Below are 23,472 nucleotides of genomic sequence, written 5' to 3' on the forward strand. Positions count from 1 at the left end.
TCGCGGTCTAGCGACTCGTTGTACTTCCCATTGTAGCACGTGTGTAGCCCAGGTCATAAGGGGCATGATGATTTGACGTCATCCCCACCTTCCTCCGGTTTGTCACCGGCAGTCTCGCTAGAGTGCCCAACTAAATGATGGCAACTAACAATAAGGGTTGCGCTCGTTGCGGGACTTAACCCAACATCTCACGACACGAGCTGACGACAACCATGCACCACCTGTCACTTTGTCCCCGAAGGGAAAGCTCTATCTCTAGAGTGGTCAAAGGATGTCAAGACCTGGTAAGGTTCTTCGCGTTGCTTCGAATTAAACCACATGCTCCACCGCTTGTGCGGGCCCCCGTCAATTCCTTTGAGTTTCAACCTTGCGGTCGTACTCCCCAGGCGGAGTGCTTAATGCGTTTGCTGCAGCACTGAAGGGCGGAAACCCTCCAACACTTAGCACTCATCGTTTACGGCGTGGACTACCAGGGTATCTAATCCTGTTTGCTCCCCACGCTTTCGAGCCTCAGCGTCAGTTACAGACCAGAGAGCCGCCTTCGCCACTGGTGTTCCTCCATATATCTACGCATTTCACCGCTACACATGGAATTCCACTCTCCTCTTCTGCACTCAAGTCTCCCAGTTTCCAATGACCCTCCCCGGTTGAGCCGGGGGCTTTCACATCAGACTTAAGAAACCGCCTGCGCTCGCTTTACGCCCAATAAATCCGGACAACGCTTGCCACCTACGTATTACCGCGGCTGCTGGCACGTAGTTAGCCGTGGCTTTCTGGTTAGATACCGTCAGGGGACGTTCAGTTACTAACGTCCTTGTTCTTCTCTAACAACAGAGTTTTACGATCCGAAAACCTTCTTCACTCACGCGGCGTTGCTCGGTCAGACTTTCGTCCATTGCCGAAGATTCCCTACTGCTGCCTCCCGTAGGAGTCTGGGCCGTGTCTCAGTCCCAGTGTGGCCGATCACCCTCTCAGGTCGGCTATGCATCGTGGCCTTGGTGAGCCGTTACCTCACCAACTAGCTAATGCACCGCGGGTCCATCCATCAGCGACACCCGAAAGCGCCTTTCACTCTTATGCCATGCGGCATAAACTGTTATGCGGTATTAGCACCTGTTTCCAAGTGTTATCCCCCTCTGATGGGTAGGTTACCCACGTGTTACTCACCCGTCCGCCACTCCTCTTTCCAATTGAGTGCAAGCACTCGGGAGGAAAGAAGCGTTCGACTTGCATGTATTAGGCACGCCGCCAGCGTTCGTCCTGAGCCAGGATCAAACTCTCATAATAAAAGTTAGAACAATCTTACGATTGTTAAGCTCAATTTGTTTGCTAGCATATTGCTTGCTTGTTAAAAATGTTTGTTGTCTTGAATTGAATCAAGACGCCCTACACATTTGGTTCGTCTATTCTTTGTTCAGTTTTCAAAGGTCTACGTTACCTCGCAGCAACTTTTATATCATAACAAACTTTCGTTTGAATGTCAAGAACTTTTTTAAAAAAGTTTTTTTAAGTTGTTTTGCTCGGTTGTTGTTGTCTGTTGTGACAACTTCTATATCTTATCATCTCGCTTGTTATTTGTCAACAACTTTTTTGTTGTTTTTTCAAACTTTTTTCGAGAGATTTGAAATCAAGAATTGTTATTTAATTATTGATTTCTGAATCGCTCAGCTGTGTGACTCGCCTTGCGACATGTAATAATATACCAAGATTTCAAGCATTGGTCAATCATTATTTTCACTTTTTTTAAACTTTTTTTCAATACCGATTATTATGATTGGTATAGGTATTTTCGTTCGCTTTTTACCCTCTTTCATCCTTTTTTGGCTATAGTTTATTAACTTTTAGCAAAATCTTCTAAATTTATCGTAATATATCAAGGATTTTGTCCTTTTTAGCAATTATTTGTTAAAATATGGAAAAGAGATTTTTTATATATGGAGGAAATGAACGCTTATGAAAATTTTAGTTGCAGATGATGATAAAGAAATTGTAGAACTATTGAGTATTTATATTCATAATGAAGGATACGAAGTCGTGAAAGCTTATGATGGAAAAGAAGCATTATCCAAATTGCACACAACACCAGATATCGATTTATTAATCTTGGACATTATGATGCCAATCATGGATGGAATGGAAGTAGTGAAAGAACTTCGAAAAGAATCGCAAATTCCAATTATTATGTTAACAGCAAAAACAACCGATATGGATAAAATCAAAGGCTTAGTTGCTGGTGCAGACGATTATGTCACCAAGCCTTTTAATCCTTTAGAAGTAATGGCTCGGGTGAAGTCTATTTTACGTAGAAGCCAAATGCAATTAACCAAAGAAGAACCCGATGAATTAGAAGTCGGCCCATTAATGATTAATAAGGACTCTCACGAAGTCAAAACAATAGAAGGAAAAGAAATTCAATTAACCGCTCTTGAGTTTGGTATCCTCTATCTATTAGCTAGTCATCCAAATCGTGTGTTTAGTGCGGATGAAATTTTTGAGCGTGTGTGGCAACAAGAAAGTATTGTTTCTGCTAAAACCGTGATGGTTCACGTCAGTCATTTAAGAGATAAAATTGAAGAAGCAACTGGTGGAGAAAAAGTCATTCAAACAGTGTGGGGAGTTGGATATAAGATCGATGCTCGTTAAACCTAAAAAGATTGAAAAACAAAAACGAATTACCTTAACTTCTAAAGAAATCAGCGAGTTATTAGCAGAAGCAATTGTGACAATTGTTTTATTACTACTATTAAATGTCTCAATTATGTTCCTTTTAGGACAACTACTTAGTGAAAACTCGCCCTTAGCTGGTGTCATCTGGGCCACTAAGGATGCGGTCGCTAAAGAATTAAATACTGATTTGTTTTGGAGCTGGAATAAATTTGTCTTACCCATTTTCTTTTTAGTAGATGCAGCTGTTCTCTATTGGCGCTTAATTCGTCGCTACCATCAAATGCAATTGCGTCATATTATCAGTGAGTTACATTACATCGCTGATGGTAATTACAATCACCGCATTCCGTTTGAATTAAGTGGTGATTTAGCAAAAGTCGTGACGAGTATTAACGGTCTGGTGGATAGTACTGTCGCAGCCATTGAAGATGAACGGCGAATTGAAAAATCAAAAGATGAATTAATTACGAATGTCAGTCATGATATTCGGACACCGTTAACTTCTATTATTGGTTATCTGGGATTGATTGAAGATCGTCAATTTCATAGCCAAGAAGATTTACTGAAATATACGCATACCGCTTACGTCAAAGCGAAACAAATGAAATTATTAGTTGATGATCTTTTTGAATATACAAAAGTCCGTCAACCAAGTGTACCGATTCATACGACGACTTTTGATATGGCACAATTAATTGAACAGCTTGCTGCCGATTTTGAATTGGAAGCGAAAAAGATTAATATGCAAATCCAAGTAAAAGCCAATCCAGCTTCTTTAATGATGGAAGGCGATACGGAAAAACTAGTCCGAGTCTTTAACAACCTTCTTTCAAACGCTTTGAAATATGGCAAAGGCGGCCATCATATTGTAATGGAAGTAGACAAAGTCGGCACCGAAGCAATTATCGCTGTTCGCAATGATGGACCAGCTATTCCTAAACATTCTTTAGATCAGTTGTTTGACCGCTTCTATCGTGTCGAAGAATCCCGATCACAAGAAACGGGTGGTACTGGTTTAGGTCTGGCTATTGCACAAAGTATTGTCGCTTTACATGGTGGATATATTTATGCGAAGTCTGATCAAAAGTGGACCTCCTTTATTATTCATCTACCCTTACAGCGTACCAACAAGAAATCAGAGAGTTAATTGACATCCCTGAACTTTTTCGGTATTCTATAGAAAAGAGAAAACTAAGAGAAAAAGTATTTATGGCACTGAATTCCAGAGAGTTTGCGGGGGTGCGAGCAAACATTCATCTATAAAGAAGTCCGTCTCTTCCAGGTGTCCAGCGAAATAAGTTGGAACGGTCTGCAGCCGTTATCTGCAAATCAAGGGCAGTAACATTACTGAACTTGGGTGGTACCGCGAGATTTCCAGTCATTTCGTCCCAAGAATATTTATTTTTGGGGTGAGATGGCTTTTTTGTTGTTTTCTACAACAGTTATTATTGATTATGTACTAATTTTAAGGAGGAAAAAATATGTTAGATGTAAAAATGATGCGTCAAAATTTTGACGAAGTAAAAGCAAAGCTACAAACCCGTGGTGTGAAAGAAGAAATCTTAGTGGAATTTCTGCGTTTAGATGAAAGTCGCCGTGATTTATTAGTCAAAGTCGAAGAAATGAAAAAATACCGGAACGATGTGTCTGCTGAAATTGCTCAATTAAAACGGAACAAAGAAGATGCAACGGCCAAAATCGCGGAAATGAAAGAAGTCGGCGGTAATATTAAAGCGTTAGATGCAGAAATTAATGCTATTGACGAAGAGCTACGTGGGATCACAACTACTTTACCGAACTTGCCAGATGATTCTGTGCCTGTTGGTGCTGGTGAAGAAGAAAATGTAGAAGTACGTCGTTGGAGTGAACCAAGAACTTTTGCTTTTGAACCAAAACCACACTGGGAAGTCGCTGAAAACTTAGGCATTCTAGATTTTGAACGTGGTGCCAAAGTAGCTGGTAGCCGTTTTGTTTATTACAAAGGCTTAGGTGCTCGCTTAGAACGTGCGTTATACAACTTCATGTTAGATTTACATGTTTATGAACATGGCTATACAGAAATGATTACGCCTTATATCGTTAATGACACCGCCATGTTCGGAACTGGCCAATTTCCTAAATTTAAAGAAGATGTCTTCCAATTACAAGATACAGATTTAACGTTAATCCCAACGGCAGAAGTCCCGTTAACTAATTACTACAACAATGAAATTTTAGATGGCAAGGATTTACCGATTTACTTTACGGCCTTGAGCCCTTCTTTCCGTTCTGAAGCTGGTAGCGCTGGTCGTGACACACGTGGGTTAATTCGTTTACACCAATTTAATAAAGTCGAAATGGTTAAATTTAGTGATGCAGAGCATTCTTATGAGGAATTAGAAAAAATGACGAATAATGCCGAAGAAATTCTGCAAAAACTGGGATTACCTTACCGTGTCATGGCTCTTTCAACAGGTGACATGGGCTTCTCAGCTGCGAAAACTTATGACTTGGAAGTTTGGATTCCCGCTCAAGAGACATACCGTGAAATCAGTTCATGCTCAAACTGTGAAGATTTCCAAGCGCGCCGTGCGATGATTCGTTACCGTGATGAAAATGATAAAGTCCAATATGCGCATACACTCAATGGTTCTGGTTTAGCCGTGGGACGGACAGTCGCTGCTATTTTAGAAAACTACCAAAACGAAGATGGCTCTGTGACTGTACCAGAAGTCCTAGTTCCTTACATGGGTAACCTAACAGTTATTAAATAAAGGGAAGATGAAGGTCGTTGTCTGATATCAGATAACGGCTTTTATTCTACAGAAAAAGGAGCCTGATAAACGGTGGAAACAGAAGCAACTCCTTCATTCTACAGAAAAAGAGGCAGACGTCGAAATGACGTCTGCCTCTTTTAAATTTCAAAAAAATCAGCTTTTATTTTATTGAACAGAATAGTTTGGTGCTTCTTTTGTGATTTGAACGTCATGTGGATGTGATTCTTTCAATCCGTTACCACTCATTTGAACAAATTGTGCTTCTTCACGCAACGCTTTCAGGTCTGCTGCACCGACGTAACCCATCCCTGATTTCAAGCCACCGATTAATTGGAAGACAATATCAGAAACGCTTCCTTTGTAGGCGACACGTCCTTCGATTCCTTCTGGCACTAATTTGTTTGCTTCATTGACACTTCCTTGGAAGTAACGATCACTTGATCCTTTTTCCATTGCACCCAATGAGCCCATGCCACGGTAAGTTTTGAAACGACGGCCTTGATAAATTTCAAATTCGCCTGGAGATTCATCTGTACCTGCTAACATACTTCCTAGCATTACAGCATGTCCACCAGCAGCTAAGGCTTTCACGATATCACCAGAATATTTAATACCGCCATCAGCGATAATTGCTTTACCATATTCTCTAGCTACAGAAGCAGCATCATAAATCGCTGTTAATTGAGGAACACCAACACCAGCAACGACACGTGTTGTACAAATTGAACCAGGTCCAATACCAACTTTGACAACGTCCACGCCGACATCATACAATGCTTTGGTTGCTTCAGCAGTGGCAACATTACCAGCAATTAATGTTGCTTCAGGGAACGTTTCACGAATTTCTTTAATTTTGCGAATAACGCCGGCACTATGGCCATGTGCAGTATCGATAACAATCGCATCGGCACCTGCTTCTAATAATGCTTCCGCACGTTCGAACGTATCACTAGTGACACCGACTGCTGCCGCCACAAGTAAACGACCGTGTTCGTCTTTGGCAGCATTTGGGAATTCAATCACTTTTTCAATGTCTTTAATTGTAATTAAGCCACTTAAGCGACCTGCTTCATCAACGATTGGTAATTTTTCGATTTTATGTTTTTGTAAGATTTTTTCTGCATCTTTTAAAGATGTGCCAACTGGCGCAGTGACTAAATGATCTTTTGTCATGACTTCTTCGATTTTGATTTGGTAGTCCGTTACAAAACGCATATCACGGTTTGTAATAATTCCGACTAATTTACGGTTTTCCATTGTTTCTACAATTGGCACACCGCTAATACGGTAACGACTCATTAATTCTTCTGCATCCGCTACTAAGTTTGTTGGTGTTAGAAAGAATGGATCAATGATAACGCCGCTTTCAGAACGTTTGACTTTACGTACTTCGTCTGCTTGTTGGGCGACAGTCATATTTTTATGTACGACACCTAGTCCACCTTGACGAGCCATCGCAATTGCCATATTACTATCTGTAACAGTATCCATACTGGCACTCATCAATGGAATATTTAACTTGATATTTTTAGCTAATTGTACACTCATGTCTACATCATTTGGTAAGACATGGCTTTCTGCAGGGATTAATAGCACATCATCAAATGTAAGACCTTTTTTCGCAAATTTTGTTTCCCAATTTGACATTTTTTTGTCCACTCCTCGACTTAATTTTATATATGAAAATAACAGATAATACTAAGGAAGTCAACTAGATTTGTTTAAATAATCAATGAGGAATAAAGGACAAAATGCCGAAATCGGTTTGTCCTCTATTCAACTCTTCCTAATTAAGGTCCTACTTTCATCGTTGTTCTTTTATCTTGTGTTTCTTTTTTTGTTGTAAAAATCGGCTAAATCCAAAACCACCGACAGAAAGCAAGGTCATCATTGTCCCTATTTTTTGCACTTTTGTTCTTTGGTAACGGATGTCGACATGTCCTGTACCAGATAAAGAAAGAGCGGCTAAACCTCCTTGATTGGTTAGGCTCATTTTTTTAGCGCCCGTTTGGTTTTTCATTTGAATCGTGGCTTGATAGCCTAAGTAATAAATAAAAGGAACGGTCACCTTCGCTGATTGATTCACCACTTGGTAGTCAAATGAAATTTTCCCATAAGGCATTCTAACGTTTGTAATGGTTACTTGTTCTGCCGAATAATCAAGTTGTCGTTTTTTCTGTTTCAATAATTCCTGATAATTGATTTCATCTGGCAAATATTCATGGCCCGCACCGATATAAAAAGGCGTTGGTTGCTCATACTCAGCTTTTGTTAACAGGTGGCCTTGTTGTGACTGAATACTTTGATATTGATAAATGCCCAAATTGCTGATGGCAAGGAAAACCAACAAAGCCACGGTCCAAGATTTACGGAAAACGCCCCATTCGTCTTGTGCAATGAAAAAAGCGAGCATTACAGAAAGAATCCCTAAAAACCGCCAAGGAAACTGAATCGTATTTAAAGGCGTGTGGTTCAGCCAGTGCCAAGGAAAAAGCGTGGTAACCATCAATAAGAGTACCAGCGTCAAACCAATAAACCGTTTGTTCTGAATTTTTTTGCTGGCAAGCGAAACCACTGCTACAACAAGCCCTACAAACAAAAGGGTTCCTAGATTCGCTGTTTTCGCGTGAAAAACACTGCTCTTTAAACTATTAATGAAAAGAGAAACAATGGGATAACTTCTTTCGGAAATATAAGTGAGTGGATTGGAGGTGACTTTAAACACTTGATTTTTCATTTGTTCAGCAACTGGTAAAAGATAAAAGGCCAGCCAAAGCAGCGTCAAACCTGCAGCCTTCGCTAATGCCCACAGGACCTCCTTTTTAAAAAACTGCTGCCAATAAAACAGAATGTATAACCCAATCCAAATAGAAACCATTTCAATAGAAATAAAGTGAGCCAACCCAATCCCAGTCATCGCCAGCGTTAACAACGGCCAACATTTCGTGGTTCCCTTTCGTAATAAAAACAGGCTCGCTAAGACCAACGGAAAAAAGCTTAGCGCCAAAAATTCTCCTAACGCTTGGCGATTAAACAAGTCTTGCATGCGGTAAATAGATAAGCCATACAAAATGGCAAAGAGATAGCTTCTTTTTTTAGAGAGCGCCATTAATCGGCCTGCATAATAAGTAAGACTAAATGTTGCCAAGTTTACCGCAAAAACAAAAATCGCCATACTAGCGACAAAGGAAAGCCCCAGAACACGCAAAAGCGCAGGTAAATAAAGATACGCATCTGGATAAAACAAACTAGAGGCATAGCCATAGCCTCCCAAGAAAAAATAATTGATTTTAGGAAACCAGTCGTTGTTTTTAATTGCTAATGCGAGGCCTTCCACCCGATTTTGATGAAAGCGGAAATCACTTGCTCGTAAAAAATTCTCTTGAAAATAGACAAAATAGAGAGAAAGTCCACTTAATAAGAGAAAACTAATAAAAATGAGTAGCCGCTCGTGTTGACGGCACCAAGACTTCACTTGTTGTCCCATAAGAGGCTCCTTTCTTTACAAACTTCTGAAAACAGAAGCCTGGGACACTAGTTTTTTCGACTAATCCCCCAGGCTTTAACTGTTAAAACGCTCTATTGAGAGAGCGACTTTGCTTGTTGCAGTTTCTGCGTCAGCCGAGCGCATTCACAATTGAGCGCGCGCCGTTTATTGACGTGTCATGAAACTACCTTGAATATTGTATTTTTTCTTGAAGAAATAGCGTGCTACAAAGGCTAACGCACCGATTACTAAAGCAATCATCGGATCTAAAATGGGATTGATCACTGGCGGCAGCATCGCTGAACCAGCGAAAACTGCAATCCACAAGAACATCCCACCAAATAGAATGGCAGTCGTTTTTAACCAACCAGGACGTTTGCTTTTGTCGCCACCTTGACGATCAAAACGGTAAACATATTTGTGCATTAGATAGAAAACATAACCCCCAGCCATCGCACCTAAGATATATGTGGTTAATCCGAGAGGTTGTGCGGTTCCTTTTGAAAATAGAGACATCGCCGCTAACATGATTGTTAATAAACCAAGCAATAGTAAGGTATTGTCGAGCCAAATCATCCAGCCCGCTGGTTCTTTGACTTCTGCTGGTTTATTTAAAATTGCTTCCGTCCGTTCTGAAACAGTGCCAAATAACTGACGGGCTGTTTTGCCTGTTTTTTGACCGGCTACTAATTCTGGTAAAATACCGTGTAGAGCCAATGCTAGCTCTTCTTCAGATAAATTAGCCGCTTTTAATGATTTTTTTAAGTCAAAAATGTATTGTTCATTTCTTTTAGTCAAATTCTGTTCTAATTGACGATTCTCAGCCACGATTGCTCGTAATGCTTCTGCTTCCATAGTTGTATCCTCCTCACCCTCATGTAGAGGGAACCTCTTTCTAAACGGCTGAATGGCCTTAAATATGTGGGCTTAGCCCAAAACAAATTGCTTGTTGGGCACATTTTTTTAAACGTTAAAACGGAACAACATAACATCGCCATCTTGAACGACGTAGTCTTTTCCTTCTAAACGAACACGGCCCGCTTCTTTGGCAGCTTGCATATTGCCATATTTATCTAGGTCTTCATAAGAAACTGTTTCCGCACGAATGAAGCCTCGTTCAAAGTCACTGTGGATAATCCCAGCTGCTTGAGGTGCCTTGATTCCCTTACGGAACGTCCATGCACGAACTTCTTGTTCACCAGCTGTAAAGTAGGTAGCTAAGCCTAACAAATCGTAAGCCGCACGAATCAATTGATCTAAGCCAGATTGTTCAATGCCCATTGCTTCTAAAAATTCAGCCTTGTCTTCTTCAGAATCCAATTCAGCAATTTCTTCTTCTGCTCGCGCACTAACTACGATTACTTCCGCATTTTCACTGGTTGCAAAATTACGAACTTGTTGTACATACTCGTTGTTGTCTGGATCCGCCACTTCATCTTCTGAAACATTTGCTACATAAAGGACCGGCTTTGTGGTTAATAAGAAAAGAGATTTAACAATTTTCTCTTCTTCTGGCGTAAATTCAATCGTACGAGCAGATAAACCTTCTTCTAAAACTGGTTTAATTTTGTCTAAAACAGCTAATTCTTCCACCGCTTCTTTATCTTTTGCTTTCGCCATTTTAGCCACGCGAGTATAGCGCTTATTGATTGAATCTAAATCTGCTAAAATTAGCTCTAAATTAATTGTATCAATGTCTGCTAAAGGATCAACGAAATCCGCATCCCGATTTTGTTCACGCATGATATTTTCGTCATCAAAACAACGAACCACGTGACAGATTGCATCTACTTGACGAATGTGACTTAAAAACTGATTTCCTAGCCCTTCTCCTTTACTGGCACCTTTAACAATTCCGGCGATGTCTGTAAATTCAAACGTTGTGGGAACTGTTTTTTTCGGTTTTACTAGTTCTGTCAAGCGTTGTAAACGGGCATCTGGTACTTCAACCATGCCGACGTTCGGATCAATCGTTGCAAAGGGATAATTTGCAGCTTCTGCTCCTGCTTTTGTAATTGCGTTAAATAGGGTCGATTTACCAACGTTTGGTAAGCCGACAATTCCAGCTGTTAGTGCCATTTGTTTTCCACTCTTTCTCTCAGTCTATTCTCTTTTCTATTAGAGGCATCAAAGCATTAGTCTGCTTTTTTCTCGATTACTTTTTTTAATTTTTTAGTAAAATCACGACGCGGCATCATGACAATATGCCCGCAATTCGTGCACTTGATTTTGATATCAGCGCCCATGCGAATGATTTGCCAACGATTTGCTTGGCAAGCATGCGGCTTTTTCATTTCGACAATATCGCCTAAATCATACATGTTCCAAGCCTTCTTTCTTCTCTTACTTATATAAAAATACCATGATTACAATACCATTTTTTACCGAAACTAGCAAAAGGATTTGTGACTTTCTGTCTTACTTTCTCACTTTGCTTTTTATTCCTCGTCAAAATGAATATCTAAAATATCTAAAATTCTAGCCAAATCCGAAGAGGACAAGTACTCAATTTCAATTTTTCCTTTGCCTTCTTTTTCTTGAATCGCTACGGTTGTCCCAAATTTATCCATTAAGCGGTCTTCACTTTCTCGAATATAAATGGGTTTTTCCTTGATGGCTTTTTTCGCTTTTTTGCCCTTTTTGCCTTGTGTTTCGTTTAATTCAGCGACAAGTTGTTCTAATTGTCGAACCGTTAAATTGTCTTTAATACAACGATTAGCTAATGGCAATAGCTGTTCTTTGTTCTTCAAGCCTAATAACGTCCGTGCTTGACCCATTGACATGCTTTGTTTTTGAACCATTGCTTTGACCGCATCTGGTAAAGTTAGCAACCGTAAATAATTGGCAATATACGGGCGACTTTTGCCCAAACGTTCTGCGACTTCCGCTTGTGTTAATTTTAAATTTTTCATTAGCATTTCATAGGCTTCTGCTTCTTCTAGCGGATTTAAATCTTCCCTTTGTAAGTTTTCCAAAACAGCAACTTGCATCATGGATTCTTCATCAAATTCGCGAATAATTGCGGGAATTTTTTCTTTGCCGGCTAATTTAGAAGCCCGGAACCGACGCTCACCTGCAATAATTTCATAGCCTTTAACTGCCGATTTACGAACAATAATCGGTTGAAACACACCGGAATGTAGAATCGAGTTTGCAAGTTCTTGTAAAGAGGTTTCATCAAATGTTTTCCGCGGTTGGTAAGGATTGGGACGAAGTTCGTTTAATAGAATTTCTGTCACTTGTTCGTTCTTAACGTCGACATCTTCTAGCTTTGCGATATCTTGAAACAAGGCATCGATGCCTCTGCCTAAACCTTTGCCTTTATTCATTCTCCAACACTTCCTTTGCTAGTGCTTGATACACTTCGGCACCTTTTGAGCGAATATCATAGTCAATGATTGGTAAACCATGACTTGGTGCTTCGGATAAACGGACATTTCTTGGAATAATCGTATCATAGACTTTTTCACGGAAATATTTACGGACTTCTTCAACGACTTCGGCACCTAAATTGGTCCGAGCATCGTACATGGTTAACAAGACCCCTTCAATTTTCAATTCAGGGTTAAAATGTTTTTGAACCAAGCGAATCGTATTTAGCAATTGACTCAAGCCTTCTAATGCGTAATATTCACATTGAACAGGAATTAGAATCGAATCACTTGCTGTAAAAGCATTGATTGTTAAATGCCCTAGAGAAGGCGGGCAATCAATTAAAACGAAATCATACATGTCTCTTACTTCATCAATTGCTAATTTCAAGCGCGATTCTCGAGCCATCATTGAAGTTAATTCAATTTCAGCGCCTGCTAATTGAATAGTTGCAGGGACAATATCTAAATTTTCACGGCTGGTATGTTGAACCACGCTAGTGATTGGTTCTTCATTTACAAGGACATCATACACATCGTGTGCGACATCTGGTTTAGGAACACCCATGCCACTGGTAGCATTTCCTTGTGCATCAATGTCGATCAGTAAGACTTTTTTGCCTAAGTTTGCTAAACATGCGCCTAAATTTACAGTGGTCGTTGTTTTACCAACGCCGCCTTTTTGGTTCGCTACAGAAATAATTCGTGTCATGTGTGTGCCTCCATCTTATTTAATCGGTTGTTTATTTGGTAATCCAGGTTTTCTGGGATATTTTTTAGGGGTTTCTTTTTTCTTTTGAATCACGACAATGTGGCGTTCGTCTGCCGTAATCGGCAAAGTAAAACCAACTTCTTTTTGAAATTGACCGCCTAATGTAGCGATTGCAGGTTTTGCTTCATTAATTTCTTCTTCACTTTTCGATGCTTTTAAGGCTAAAAAATAGCCTTCTTTTTTAACTAAGGGTAAACACAGTTCACTTAAAACATTTAATCGTGCAACTGCTCGCGCTGTAACGTAATCAAACGCGCCACGAAATTCTGCTTTTTGACCAAATGTTTCTGCACGATCATGATACAAAGAAACATTAGCCAAACCTAGTTGATTCACCAACTCTGTTAGGAAAGTAATTCGTTTATTTAAAGAGTCAACAATTGTGACATTTAATGAAGGAAAAACAATTTTCAAAGGAATACTTGGAAATCCTGCGCCTGCGCCAACATCACAAATGGCTTTGTCACTGGCAAAGTCTTCAAAGAATGCCAACGAAACAGAATCATAGAAATGTTTCAAATAAACTTCTTTTTCTTCTGTAATGGCTGTTAAATTCATTTTTTCATTCCATTCTACTAGTAAATGGAAATATTGGTCAAATTGTGTCATCTGTTGGTCTGTCAATTCAATGCCTTTTGCGGCTAATAGTTGTCTAAATTCTTCGGGTAGCATAAAGACTCCTTCCTTTTTTGTGAAACAGAAAAATGTTTCACAATCATCTTTTCCTACTTTAACGCAAATAGCAATTTCTTGCAATGCTTTTCGGAAGATTTTTGCCTGAATGATAAAAGAAAAATCCGCCTTTTTATGTGGTAAAAAGTCTCTAGCCACGGGCCAAAATGTTCAATTGGCGGCAACGAAAACCGCCTTTCTCTAAGAGTAAAACAAGCCAATGTTTCATGTGAAACATTGGCTTGTTTTACTTACTATAATCATCGCACTTTATTTGTCGTTCTCTGCGGTAGTCGTATTCTTGGATACGGGGACTTAACCAACCTTTTTTGGCTGTTTTTCGTAATTGATGATCAAATCTCCCTGGTGGTGAACTATCTAGTAATTCATGGGTACGATTATTCCGATTTGCATAATTAAACGATTCACCATTCAAGACTTTTTCCTGGTATTCATTGTTTTTGGCCGCTTGATAATAAGCTGGATTACTAATTAATCTGCCTCGCCAGTCTTCAACTAACACATCCCACTGGGTCACAAAGGTCCCTTCTTCATTCAAAATAAACTCACTGTGAAAATTAGGTGTCAATCGTTTCTTATTAATTAAAGAATAAGATGCCCCCTCAGGGTATTTGTTGTGCAAACGAGCAGAGCTTTTTTTCAGCTTCCGCCCACCCATCCCTTGCGGCTTGGCCGCAAAAACATAGCGTTTTAACGCCTGTTCATCGGTGTCCCCTTCTTGTTTAAAAAAATCGCGGATATACGTGATATTTTGACGATCAATATACATTCTTAATTGATGTATCTTTTTCGCTTTCTCTTGGTTAAAGCTCCCAAGAAGACCTAACGGATAGGCTTTTTGAACTGTTTTTGCCAACAAATCCCAAAACGTCGCATGCGGTGCAACCGTCTTCGAGAAACGATAAGGTCCTACTAATTGCAACATGCCATGCTGATCCAACACTGCACCTAATTGCCATAACAGTAACGAGAGCTTTTCTTGCGGACGATAAGCCGAAAAGCGAAATAATCGCTCATACGCTGAAGAGCCCACTTCTTCCACTTCAGAAAACAGTTCCGCGACTGCTGTTTTCGCTTGCTCAAGTGGCAAGAAACGCGTGTCTTTTATGGCGCTTTCCACTAATCCATAAACAGCTTGGCGGTCCCAGCCAGCGTCAATCGCCGCCTCTACACCAGCACTCATTGCTTGTTGTAATTCTTGCCAACGTCCCATCTTCTCGCCGCCTTTTCTTATATACTTCTTCTATAATGATAATCCTTTCCCCACAAAATGCCAACTGCTTTAACGCAAAAAAACAACCCGCCCTTTGGGGAAGGGCGGGCGGAGGAGTTAAAAAATGAAAAAGTGTTTTGTTAGGGTTTTGTTTATCGGGTATGTTTAAATAATAGCCGTTAAATGTGAAGAAACTATGGTAAAAATGCGCCTTCTTTTCAACAAAATTTTGAAAAAGTCTCTTCAGAAATTAAGATTTTTTTGCGAAGTTGCCCACTGGCTACTCCCATTCAACATATTATATATTTAATATCCATAAAATCACAAAAGGAATATACACAATAATGAATATTTATTCAACGGTTGATAATCCAACAAAAAAGAGCATGGGACAAAAATCACTTTGGATTTTTGCTCCACGCTCAAAAACTGATAAACGGCGGGAACAGAAGCAACTCCTTCGGAAATAAGCCGAAATTCTCCAAAAATTATAGAACAATTTTCGGAAATTCCTTCTTATTTCTCGGAGTTAAACACTTCTATCCCGACCTCTTTCAACTAAATTAAATGATTTTCTCTTAAAATATCACCAATATACGTATCCTCAAATTTCTTCACAAAGTGTTCAACCATTTTGCGTTCCACGAACGGCATATCCATTTCTGTTAATTTTTTCTTGTCAGATAAATAATAAACAGAGTTTGCTAAGACGCGCAAGTCGTATGCAGAAGCAAACACTTCTGGTACTCCGCGTTCAACCTCTAGCAATTGATAAACAGCTTCCATCGCTGTCCGTACAGAATACTCTGTTGTAAACACCGTATCTCGTTCAGTATCTGCGAAGTTCCCAATGAAAGCAAGATTTTTAGAGCCGTTTGGTACAACTAATGGTCGATCGCCTGGTTCTCTTAACATAAAGTAAGAAGTGATAAACGGCATATAAACCGGAATAGTGGTAGCCGATTCTTCTGAAATACGTTCAATTTCCCCTTCCGGGACCCCTAAATGATAAAGTAACTCTTGCGTAATTTCTTGGCCTGTACATTGTTCGATTGGTTTTTTGATATAATTTCCTGGTTTATTAGAAAGCAATCCATATACCCAAGTTATAGATTGTCGATCATTTTGTTCTTTAAAATGCGGTTGTCTATGCATAGCGAAACTCATCATCCAATTAGAGTCTTTGATAGTAATAATACCACCTGTGACAATTTTTCCTGTGCGTAATTTACGATGTGTTAACCGAGAAAGATACGGTTCAATATCGAAATTTTCCCACGTAATCGTTGCTGAGACAAACCAACTTTCATCTGGTAAATTTTCACAGAAAACTTCTGGGTGCCCAAATTCTGGGGATTGTTTTGCTAAGTTTTTCCAGAGATTCCAACTTCCCCCTAGTTCATGAGTAATTGGTGCTGGTGTATGATGATCTCCTTGCGTCGAACTTTCAGTAATTGAGCCATTCGTTACGAAGACTAAATCATTTTCAGTTAAAGGAATTTCTTTGGTTTTGCCCGCTTGTGTCAACAATAATCGCCGAGCAACTTTAGTAGCTCCTTTGATGTCGACTTGGATATCATTGATCGTTGTTTCATATTGAAAGTCTACCCCTTGATTGGTTAAAAAGCTTAATAATGGTTTCACTAACGATTCGTATTGATTGTATTTGGTAAACTTCAAGGCTGTAAAGTCAGGCAAACCTTTGATGTGGTGGATAAAGCGCATGATGTAACGGCGCATTTCAATGGCAGAGTGCCATTTTTCAAAAGCAAACATTGAACACCAATAGATCCAAAAGTTGGATTCAAAAAATTCTTCGCCGAAAACATCTTCAATTTTTTTGCCAATTAATTGATCTTCAGAAGTCATAAATAAATCAACGATTTCTTTTTGTGCTTTTTTGGATAAAGTAAATTGTCCATCATCGGGGACACGTTCGCCACGGTTATGAATAATGCGGCAATTTGAAGAATTCGGATCATCTAAATCTAACCGGTAAAACTCATCTAGGACAGAGGCATCTTCTACTTCTAATGATGGTACCGAACGAAATAGATCCCACAAACACTCGAAATGGTTTTCCATTTCGCGTCCGCCGCGAGTGACAAAGCCATCATGGGGAATAAATTTACCATCTAAAGAACCGCCAGACAGCGTGAGTTCTTCAAAAATGTGAATATTTTCGCCCTTCATTTGACCGTCACGAATTAAGAAAACAGCCGTTGCTAAACCTGCTAGGCCACCACCAACGATATAGGCACTCTTGTCATCTACACCTTTTGGTTTTCTTGGTCGAGCAAATGCTTCATAATTTCCATTTGTGTATCTCATTCTCGTTTCCTCCTATCATTTGATACCCTCATCATACTGCTACCAAAAAAAATACCCAAAAGATAACCCTTTTTTTTAAGAAATTCTTTGACAAATAAAGAAAATTGTCTAATTTTTAAGCAAGTGAATAATCGTAGATGTTTCATGTGAAACAAAAAAAGAACGAGAAGAAAAATGGCCGCTTTTTCTTCTCGTTCTTTTTATGCTAATTCGTTTACCGTTTCTACTCCAAAAACAGCAACCCAATCTTCCTGAAAATCAGTTACTGCTTTTTGAATGGCGGGCATTGCCAAGCCTTGTGTCACGAGTTCTGGTGCGATAGTGACCGCTTGCGCCCCCATTTGACAGGCTTGATTAATTTGTGCCACGTTTTTAAAACTAGCAGCTAAGATCTTACTCTTTGCGTTCGTCCGTTTAATTTCTGCAGCTAAATGCTCAATAACCTTTTGAGAATCAATTGTTAAATTCTCCATCCTATTATAATATGGCGCTAAATAATCTGCACCTGCCGCAATCGCTAGATAACCTTGAAATTCTGTATAAATAGCGGTTGCTGTTATCCGATAATTTGCCTGCTTTAGTTGTTTGATGGCTGCCAAGCCTGCTTCATTGACTGGGATTTTAATGAATGTTTCTTGGCCTAATTGTTGTACAATGGTTTGGGCATCTTCTAGCATCTCTTCTGTCGTTTGACCGACCACTTGGACGTGCAAACTCGCTTGTCCAATCGTTTTTTTGATTTCTTTCATCTGCGCAAAGAAGTCAATTTTTCCTGCTTGTTTAACAATACTGGGATTAGACGTTACGCCTGCCAGTGGTAAAATTTTCTGATACTTTCGAATAGCCTCAAGATTAATTGTATCTAGCATAAATTCCATCTTTTACGTTCCTCCCTTAAACGATAATTATAGAATAGTGATTGTTGTACCAACAGTTATTTCAGGAATAGCTTTTTCTTCAACGTATAATGTACCTGGTAATTCAGGTGTTGTTGCGCCATCAAATTTAATAGTAATGTGACCCAATGTGTCTAAATTAGTTAATACTACCTCGCCTACAGCGGTAATCTGGTAAGTTTGTTCATCAATCACTAACGTTTGCTTGTCCGTAATCGCTTCTGTGACTGGCTGAACCTCAATGTTATAACAATAATCTGCTAAAGCATCTGGTGCATCTTTTCCAAATAAGATGACCATTTTTTCTTCTTTAAATAATTCGGCTTCTGGTCCAATAGACTGAACCTTTGTTGTAAATACTGACATTTCCCATCCTCCAAAAAAAATTTTTTAACTATACAATCCAAAACTTGCTAACCAAGCAACTAGTACTCGAGGGGCACCATTTAAGAAACGAGAATATAAAACAGAAGGGACCCCGACTTCAACGGTTTCAGCTTCAGCTTCTTCCAAGCCTAAACCCACGGGAATAAAGTCGCACGCGTTTTGTGTATTAATAGCAAACAATGCTGGTAAGGCTAGTTGTGGCGGAATGTTGCCTTTCCCAATTTCCACACCAATTAACGTACCAATTACTTGGCTGATTACTGCTCCAGGACCTAATAAAGGAGAAAGAAACGGCAGAGAACAAATAAAACCAATAATTGTTAACCCCACAATGTTTCCTGCCAATGGCGCCATGATATTGGCAAAAAATTCACCAATTCCTGAACCTTGAATCACACCAATTAATAAAGAAACAAATGCCATAAACGGAATCACTGTGTTGATCATCGTTTGTACGCCTTCACGGGCTGATTGGTTGAATGTCGCTACAACTTTTCCTGCACCCATACCAATTTTTGCAACAAAACTTTGTTGTTCCGCTTTTTGTTCAGTAATTTTTTTACTTGTATCATATTTAAATTCTGTTTTTTTCGAGGTGGGCTTTTCTGTATCAGCAGAAGCTTCTTCTGATGTCAATGTAATCTGTTTCGGGCCTACAGCGGAAACATAAATTGTCTCATTAATGTATTGTGCTAAGGGACCACTTTTGCCAGTTGGAACAACGTTAATAGTAGGAATTCCTTTTTTAGGATAAATTCCGCAACGAAGAGTGCCTCCACAATCAATAATGGCTAATGCGATTTCATCATCTGGAATCGATGTCTTAAAACCATTGACCGCTTCCATTCCTGTCAATTCTACGATTTTATCAACGATTGCGGGTTTCTCGCCGCCACCTGTAATGTAAATAAATTTATGTTTTTCTTCTGTCGGTGTAATCACTAAGGGCCCACCATAACCGCCATTTCCTTTAACTACCTTAATACTATTGTACGTCATCTCACCTTGCTCCTTTCTAATCCACAGCAATCTCTACTGTTTTACTAAGGGTAATTCCTTGTTGTTTGCAAACATAGGCGGTAGTGAAATCGGTAACCCAACCGCCAATAAAATTCATTAATATCCCTACAAACATATAGCGAATCGCTAGGTCCATCGAATTTAGTCCTAACGTATCAATCCCTTGCGCAATCCCTAACCAAACGAACAATTCACCAGGATTAATATGAGGGAAAACCCCATTACTGGTATGACAAAATTGCGCTTGTGCAGCATAATAGCTAGGTTTATAGTATTCTGGTAAAAATCGTGCCATCGTAAAGGACATTGGATTGCCTAACATAAAAGCGGATAAAAAAGGCAGCACTAAATACCGCGTAACAGGATTTTTGGCAGAAAGTTTGGCTACTTTGGTTACTCTTTCTTCTCCTAGAAAAGCAATTAAAGTATTCATAGCTACCATTAACATCAAAACAACAGGTACGATGCCTGTCATCCAAGAAATAAATGTTTCTGCTCCTGTTTGGAAAAGGTGCATAAATCCTTCCGCAAATTTTGTAATATAAGACATTACTCGACACTTCCTTTCAATTTTGTTTGTACTTTATTTTTCCATAATTGCCATTGAATTTTGGCTCCATTAAGCGGCGTTAATGGTTGTGTTTCTTGATAATTGCCAAGCTCAACACGTAAGTAAATTTCTCGTGCATTTTCCATCGCTTGTTGGGTTAATTTATTTTCCTTTTGTACGAGTGGATGGTAATGATCCATATAATGAATATCCTCGTTCACGTACTGAGGTAAGGGATGAAATTTAGCTAGAACGGTGACACCTTGCATCTTTCTAGCGGCTAAGATTTTCCCTTGCGAATCCACAGCAAACAAGATAATCGTGCCTGCTTTTAACTTCCCTGCACGTCGACCAATCGCGACTTTCCCTAATTGTCGCAATTCTTGGTAGTTTTGATTAAAGTGTTTAATCTGTTTCATTCCCATAGCTATCTGAACGAAGTAAGCTGTTAAAAAAAGCGCCCCGAATACGTAGATAAAACTCATATGATAATCCCCTTCCTTTGCATCCACTCTTTAACCGCTAAAACATCTCGTTGCTTCCGTAACTCATTACGTAAACGTTCGTCTCCTGCGATTGTAAACAAGCGGTCATATAGTTGTAGTAACTCTGCTTCAACAGTGGCCGTCAGCTCTTCTGGAATACCCAACAGCAAAATAACATCAACTTTACCTTCTGGTGTAACCAGTGATTCTTCAAAAACCCCAATCGATAAAATAATCGTTGGTAAGGCTTGATTAATTGTATGGGGAAAGGCAATCCCCGATTCAAAAATAGTTGTTTGTTGATCTTCTCTAGTAAAAATTCGTTCGATAAATTGGGGATCTACTAATTTTTCTGCTTCTAAATCAGCAACCATTTTCTGGATATTCGCTCGGTAACCTTGAGTATTCTCTAATAATTGATAGGTCATATGAATATTTTGAGATTCCACGGAACGAATTTCTTTTGCTCTCTGCCACTCATTTCTGAGCCAAGTATCGTTAAATAAATTAGTTAAATGGATCATCGGTGTTTGTGGTCGAATATTTTTTAAGGGAATGGTTGTAAAAATAGCAAAATATTGATTCAATTCTCTTCTCTCTGCCTCTTCTTCAGAAAAATGGGCAATCTGGACGTCTGGACCCAAAACTTTTTCCAATTGCCGCTGAATAATCAAGGCCGTTCCATGACCTGTACTGCAGATTACAGCGATTTCTTTTTTGGCTCCCGCTTCATAGTTCCCTCTCAATGCTAGTTCAAAATACAAAGCGAGATACCCAAATTCAACCGTCGGCACACAACGATTTAACAAACGGCCCAATTCTTGCAAGCCAATCTTGGCTAATTCATAGGCCAAAGGATATTGTCGTTCAATTTCTCCGTAAAATAAATCGTGACACTCCACATGAAAAACGAGTCGATTCATCACGTTTCTTAAATGATCTTTCATTTCTGAAAACAAGAAGTCCTCATCAAATTCAACAACAACTGAATGATGAATTTTTTTCATCATTTTTTGAAAATAGTCAGCTAAGAGTCCTTCATCAGCCAATAAAGAATTACGAATATGGTTTGTGTTGATGTTAAAAGGAAAGCTGATAAAGGAACGTTCCCATTGGCTTAACGTTACATTATAGGTTATTTCCAAGTGATACATCAGTTCTTCAATCTGCTCGTTATGACGAACATAATCAACATATTCTGGTGGTAGTTCCGTAATGAGTTTTCCAGCTAAAACACGCTGCAAAACAATTGAAACCACTCTTCGTAAAAGAAAACTATCTTGTTTCGCTAGTCTTGTTTCTTTGATTATTTTTTGTATCATTTGTTTGGTAGTTTCATGAAGAAACTGTTCTTCAAAATATTCTTGGACGTAATTCACATGAAGTAAGCGTAAATCAAACTCTTTTCCTTCTAAATGAATGCCACGGTTTGGCGTGCCTACAACCGCAACCTGCCAAGGAGCAATCAGCTCTTTCATGCGCTTAATGTCTTTATTAACTGTGCCGCGACTAACGGCGAGTTCTTCGGATAAATCATAAGTTGAAATAAATTGATCTTCTTCTATTAATCGTTTGATAATGTAGGAAACACGCTTGCTTGAAGAATTAAAATCAGATTCCCTTTTTAGCCGTCCAGACAAAACCTCTTCAAAACCTTCAAAGTTATTGATTTCTAACTGAAAGAGATTTTCCTTCTGAATAATTTGGGCGATACCGATTAATTCATCATTCAATGTATCAATGTTTTTACGAACTGTTTGAGGACTTGCGGCTAATTTCTCTTGCAATTCCTGTAAGCTCATTCCTTTGTGATCAACTAGTAATTTTATTACTTGGTACCATCTATTTACTAGCGTCATTTAGTTTTCCCACCTCTATCCTCTTGTTTTACCTCCAGCTACGTTTGTGGTGATGCCTGTAATATAGCTTGAACGGTCTGATAAATAATAGCATACTAAGTCAGCGACTTCATGGAGTTTTCCGCTACGACCTAATGGAATCGTACTTGTTTTTGAATAACCTGCTCGCAATTGCTCAACAGAAATATTTCGTGTATAAGCCAATGCTTCTTCGTATGCTAAAGTGCGCAAGCCCGTTTCTTCCATAATACCTGGCGCAATCCCCACGACACGGACGTTTGATTTTCCTAACTCTTTAGCCCATGAACGTGTATAACTGCTGACCGCTGCTTTCGTTGCAGCGTAGGCGCTTTGCCCTTCGGAGCCTTCTAATCCAGCTTCTGAAGACATATTAATAATGACACCTGCTTGTTTTTGTACAAGAATCCGGCCCACTGCTTGGCTCATTAGGTAGAGCCCTTTTTGATTGATGGCTACAATTTTGTCGAATACCTCATCCGATAATTCATAAGGCCCATGAGGATGATTTTTATCCACCAATAGACGAGGAATATTGATTCCGGCGTTATTTACTAGGCCATCTACGGTTCCAAATTTTTCCACCACTTGAGCGACACCCGCTTCTACTTCTGCTCGAGAAGTTACATCGACTTTCACAAAGAGTAAATGCTCATGTTGCGTTTCTGATGCTGAAATATCAAAATTAGCGACATAGACCTCTTCTGCTAACAAGCTTTCAACAATGCTGCGACCAATACCAGATGAGCCTCCTGTAACAATCACTACTTTTCCTTTAATTCCTAACCAATCTGTCATTTGTTCCACTCCTATCATTTGTTTGCGCTTTCAGTATAGGTCAGTTTGTGAAATTATTTAAGACAGTCTTTTTTTGCAGTTTAGAAAAAAAAGTAGACTAATTCAAAACAAAAAAGCAGTTGCTTCTTCACAATCAATCATCCGTGAAGAAGCAACTGCTTCAAATTTT

20 protein-coding genes, 1 rRNA gene and 1 other annotated feature (1 of these 22 only partly in view) are annotated in these 23,472 nt (G+C 39.3%); of the genes, 3 read left to right on the forward strand and 18 right to left on the reverse strand.

What is annotated here, in order from left to right:
• A 16S ribosomal RNA gene (locus IGK72_RS13195) occupies window positions 1-1,287 on the reverse strand (it extends 274 nt beyond the left edge of the window).
• 666 nt (window positions 1,288-1,953) lie between these two features.
• Between IGK72_RS13195 and IGK72_RS13200 the strand changes: the two genes are divergently transcribed.
• The 3 genes from IGK72_RS13200 to serS all read left to right on the forward strand — a co-directional run bounded on the left by IGK72_RS13200 (window position 1,954) and on the right by serS (window position 5,420).
• Window positions 1,954-2,643: a response regulator transcription factor gene (locus tag IGK72_RS13200; protein ID WP_002355963.1), complete on the forward strand. Its 690-nt coding sequence runs from the start codon at window positions 1,954-1,956 to the stop codon at window positions 2,641-2,643.
• Window positions 2,633-3,814 carry a sensor histidine kinase gene (locus tag IGK72_RS13205; protein ID WP_002363566.1) on the forward strand — a complete coding sequence of 394 codons (1,182 nt, stop codon included), beginning with the start codon at window positions 2,633-2,635 and terminating at the stop codon, window positions 3,812-3,814. The genes IGK72_RS13200 and IGK72_RS13205 overlap by 11 nt, the downstream gene beginning before the upstream one ends.
• 40 nt (window positions 3,815-3,854) lie before the next feature.
• Window positions 3,855-4,061: a binding site (T-box leader), on the forward strand.
• A gap of 87 nt (window positions 4,062-4,148) precedes the next feature.
• The gene (gene serS, locus IGK72_RS13210) at window positions 4,149-5,420 is read left to right on the forward strand and encodes a serine--tRNA ligase (protein ID WP_002355965.1); all 1,272 of its coding nucleotides are present in this window, start codon (window positions 4,149-4,151) and stop codon (window positions 5,418-5,420) included.
• 168 nt (window positions 5,421-5,588) lie between these two features.
• On the opposite strand, the gene guaB is transcribed toward serS, so the two are convergent.
• The 17 genes from guaB to IGK72_RS13295 all read right to left on the reverse strand — a co-directional run bounded on the left by guaB (window position 5,589) and on the right by IGK72_RS13295 (window position 23,303).
• On the reverse strand, window positions 5,589-7,070 hold the full coding sequence (guaB, locus tag IGK72_RS13215) for an IMP dehydrogenase (RefSeq protein ID WP_002355966.1): 1,482 nt from the start codon (window positions 7,068-7,070) through the stop codon (window positions 5,589-5,591).
• A gap of 157 nt (window positions 7,071-7,227) precedes the next feature.
• Window positions 7,228-8,910 carry a 6-pyruvoyl-tetrahydropterin synthase-related protein gene (locus tag IGK72_RS13220; RefSeq protein WP_016635255.1) on the reverse strand — a complete coding sequence of 561 codons (1,683 nt, stop codon included), beginning with the start codon at window positions 8,908-8,910 and terminating at the stop codon, window positions 7,228-7,230.
• A gap of 165 nt (window positions 8,911-9,075) precedes the next feature.
• Window positions 9,076-9,765, reverse strand: coding sequence for a DUF1129 domain-containing protein (locus IGK72_RS13225; RefSeq protein ID WP_002363563.1), 690 nt, complete (start codon window positions 9,763-9,765; stop codon window positions 9,076-9,078).
• A gap of 108 nt (window positions 9,766-9,873) precedes the next feature.
• Window positions 9,874-10,989, reverse strand: a complete 1,116-nt coding sequence (gene ychF, locus IGK72_RS13230) for a redox-regulated ATPase YchF (protein WP_002355971.1) — start codon at window positions 10,987-10,989, stop codon at window positions 9,874-9,876.
• Between the two features lie 56 nt (window positions 10,990-11,045).
• On the reverse strand, window positions 11,046-11,231 hold the full coding sequence (locus tag IGK72_RS13235) for a DUF951 domain-containing protein (RefSeq protein WP_002355974.1): 186 nt from the start codon (window positions 11,229-11,231) through the stop codon (window positions 11,046-11,048).
• Window positions 11,232-11,348: 117 nt separating this feature from the next.
• Window positions 11,349-12,239, reverse strand: a complete 891-nt coding sequence (locus IGK72_RS13240; RefSeq protein ID WP_002355975.1) for a ParB/RepB/Spo0J family partition protein — start codon at window positions 12,237-12,239, stop codon at window positions 11,349-11,351.
• Window positions 12,232-12,993, reverse strand: coding sequence for a ParA family protein (locus IGK72_RS13245; RefSeq protein ID WP_002355976.1), 762 nt, complete (start codon window positions 12,991-12,993; stop codon window positions 12,232-12,234). Before IGK72_RS13245 ends, IGK72_RS13240 begins: the two co-directional genes overlap by 8 nt.
• Before the next feature lie 15 nt (window positions 12,994-13,008).
• Window positions 13,009-13,725, reverse strand: a complete 717-nt coding sequence (rsmG, locus tag IGK72_RS13250) for a 16S rRNA (guanine(527)-N(7))-methyltransferase RsmG (protein WP_002355977.1) — start codon at window positions 13,723-13,725, stop codon at window positions 13,009-13,011.
• Window positions 13,726-13,972: 247 nt separating this feature from the next.
• The gene (locus IGK72_RS13255; RefSeq protein ID WP_002387420.1) at window positions 13,973-14,959 is read right to left on the reverse strand and encodes a DUF3114 domain-containing protein; all 987 of its coding nucleotides are present in this window, start codon (window positions 14,957-14,959) and stop codon (window positions 13,973-13,975) included.
• Between the two features lie 558 nt (window positions 14,960-15,517).
• Window positions 15,518-17,290 carry an oleate hydratase gene (locus IGK72_RS13260; protein ID WP_070415752.1) on the reverse strand — a complete coding sequence of 591 codons (1,773 nt, stop codon included), beginning with the start codon at window positions 17,288-17,290 and terminating at the stop codon, window positions 15,518-15,520.
• Window positions 17,291-17,490: 200 nt separating this feature from the next.
• Complete coding sequence (locus tag IGK72_RS13265) at window positions 17,491-18,168, reverse strand: fructose-6-phosphate aldolase (protein WP_002355980.1); 678 nt, start codon at window positions 18,166-18,168, stop codon at window positions 17,491-17,493.
• Between the two features lie 27 nt (window positions 18,169-18,195).
• Complete coding sequence (locus tag IGK72_RS13270) at window positions 18,196-18,552, reverse strand: PTS glucitol/sorbitol transporter subunit IIA (protein WP_002355981.1); 357 nt, start codon at window positions 18,550-18,552, stop codon at window positions 18,196-18,198.
• Window positions 18,553-18,576: 24 nt separating this feature from the next.
• Window positions 18,577-19,572 carry a PTS glucitol/sorbitol transporter subunit IIB gene (gene srlE, locus IGK72_RS13275; RefSeq protein WP_002379286.1) on the reverse strand — a complete coding sequence of 332 codons (996 nt, stop codon included), beginning with the start codon at window positions 19,570-19,572 and terminating at the stop codon, window positions 18,577-18,579.
• Window positions 19,573-19,588: 16 nt separating this feature from the next.
• Window positions 19,589-20,143, reverse strand: a complete 555-nt coding sequence (srlA, locus tag IGK72_RS13280) for a PTS glucitol/sorbitol transporter subunit IIC (protein ID WP_002355983.1) — start codon at window positions 20,141-20,143, stop codon at window positions 19,589-19,591.
• Window positions 20,143-20,628 carry a transcriptional regulator GutM gene (locus IGK72_RS13285; protein WP_002355985.1) on the reverse strand — a complete coding sequence of 162 codons (486 nt, stop codon included), beginning with the start codon at window positions 20,626-20,628 and terminating at the stop codon, window positions 20,143-20,145. The genes srlA and IGK72_RS13285 overlap by 1 nt, the downstream gene beginning before the upstream one ends.
• Window positions 20,625-22,487, reverse strand: a complete 1,863-nt coding sequence (locus IGK72_RS13290) for a BglG family transcription antiterminator (protein ID WP_002364610.1) — start codon at window positions 22,485-22,487, stop codon at window positions 20,625-20,627. Before IGK72_RS13290 ends, IGK72_RS13285 begins: the two co-directional genes overlap by 4 nt.
• Before the next feature lie 15 nt (window positions 22,488-22,502).
• Window positions 22,503-23,303, reverse strand: coding sequence for an SDR family oxidoreductase (locus tag IGK72_RS13295; protein ID WP_002376273.1), 801 nt, complete (start codon window positions 23,301-23,303; stop codon window positions 22,503-22,505).
• Window positions 23,304-23,472 lie beyond the last annotated feature (169 nt).

Source organism: Enterococcus sp. DIV0183, from assembly GCF_050541505.1.
Taxonomy (GTDB): Bacteria; Bacillota; Bacilli; order Lactobacillales; family Enterococcaceae; genus Enterococcus; species Enterococcus faecalis.

Coding starts and splice junctions, on each gene's coding strand:
- IGK72_RS13200 (WP_002355963.1), top strand. CDS start 1,954: ATGAAAATTTTAGTTGCAGATGATGATAAAGAAATTGTAGAACTATTG.
- IGK72_RS13205 (WP_002363566.1), top strand. CDS start 2,633: ATGCTCGTTAAACCTAAAAAGATTGAAAAACAAAAACGAATTACCTTA.
- serS (WP_002355965.1), top strand. CDS start 4,149: ATGTTAGATGTAAAAATGATGCGTCAAAATTTTGACGAAGTAAAAGCA.
- guaB (WP_002355966.1), bottom strand. CDS start 7,070: ATGTCAAATTGGGAAACAAAATTTGCGAAAAAAGGTCTTACATTTGAT.
- IGK72_RS13220 (WP_016635255.1), bottom strand. CDS start 8,910: ATGGGACAACAAGTGAAGTCTTGGTGCCGTCAACACGAGCGGCTACTC.
- IGK72_RS13225 (WP_002363563.1), bottom strand. CDS start 9,765: ATGGAAGCAGAAGCATTACGAGCAATCGTGGCTGAGAATCGTCAATTA.
- ychF (WP_002355971.1), bottom strand. CDS start 10,989: ATGGCACTAACAGCTGGAATTGTCGGCTTACCAAACGTTGGTAAATCG.
- IGK72_RS13235 (WP_002355974.1), bottom strand. CDS start 11,231: ATGTATGATTTAGGCGATATTGTCGAAATGAAAAAGCCGCATGCTTGC.
- IGK72_RS13240 (WP_002355975.1), bottom strand. CDS start 12,239: ATGAATAAAGGCAAAGGTTTAGGCAGAGGCATCGATGCCTTGTTTCAA.
- IGK72_RS13245 (WP_002355976.1), bottom strand. CDS start 12,993: ATGACACGAATTATTTCTGTAGCGAACCAAAAAGGCGGCGTTGGTAAA.
- rsmG (WP_002355977.1), bottom strand. CDS start 13,725: ATGCTACCCGAAGAATTTAGACAACTATTAGCCGCAAAAGGCATTGAA.
- IGK72_RS13255 (WP_002387420.1), bottom strand. CDS start 14,959: ATGGGACGTTGGCAAGAATTACAACAAGCAATGAGTGCTGGTGTAGAG.
- IGK72_RS13260 (WP_070415752.1), bottom strand. CDS start 17,290: ATGAGATACACAAATGGAAATTATGAAGCATTTGCTCGACCAAGAAAA.
- IGK72_RS13265 (WP_002355980.1), bottom strand. CDS start 18,168: ATGGAATTTATGCTAGATACAATTAATCTTGAGGCTATTCGAAAGTAT.
- IGK72_RS13270 (WP_002355981.1), bottom strand. CDS start 18,552: ATGTCAGTATTTACAACAAAGGTTCAGTCTATTGGACCAGAAGCCGAA.
- srlE (WP_002379286.1), bottom strand. CDS start 19,572: ATGACGTACAATAGTATTAAGGTAGTTAAAGGAAATGGCGGTTATGGT.
- srlA (WP_002355983.1), bottom strand. CDS start 20,143: ATGTCTTATATTACAAAATTTGCGGAAGGATTTATGCACCTTTTCCAA.
- IGK72_RS13285 (WP_002355985.1), bottom strand. CDS start 20,628: ATGAGTTTTATCTACGTATTCGGGGCGCTTTTTTTAACAGCTTACTTC.
- IGK72_RS13290 (WP_002364610.1), bottom strand. CDS start 22,487: ATGACGCTAGTAAATAGATGGTACCAAGTAATAAAATTACTAGTTGAT.
- IGK72_RS13295 (WP_002376273.1), bottom strand. CDS start 23,303: ATGACAGATTGGTTAGGAATTAAAGGAAAAGTAGTGATTGTTACAGGA.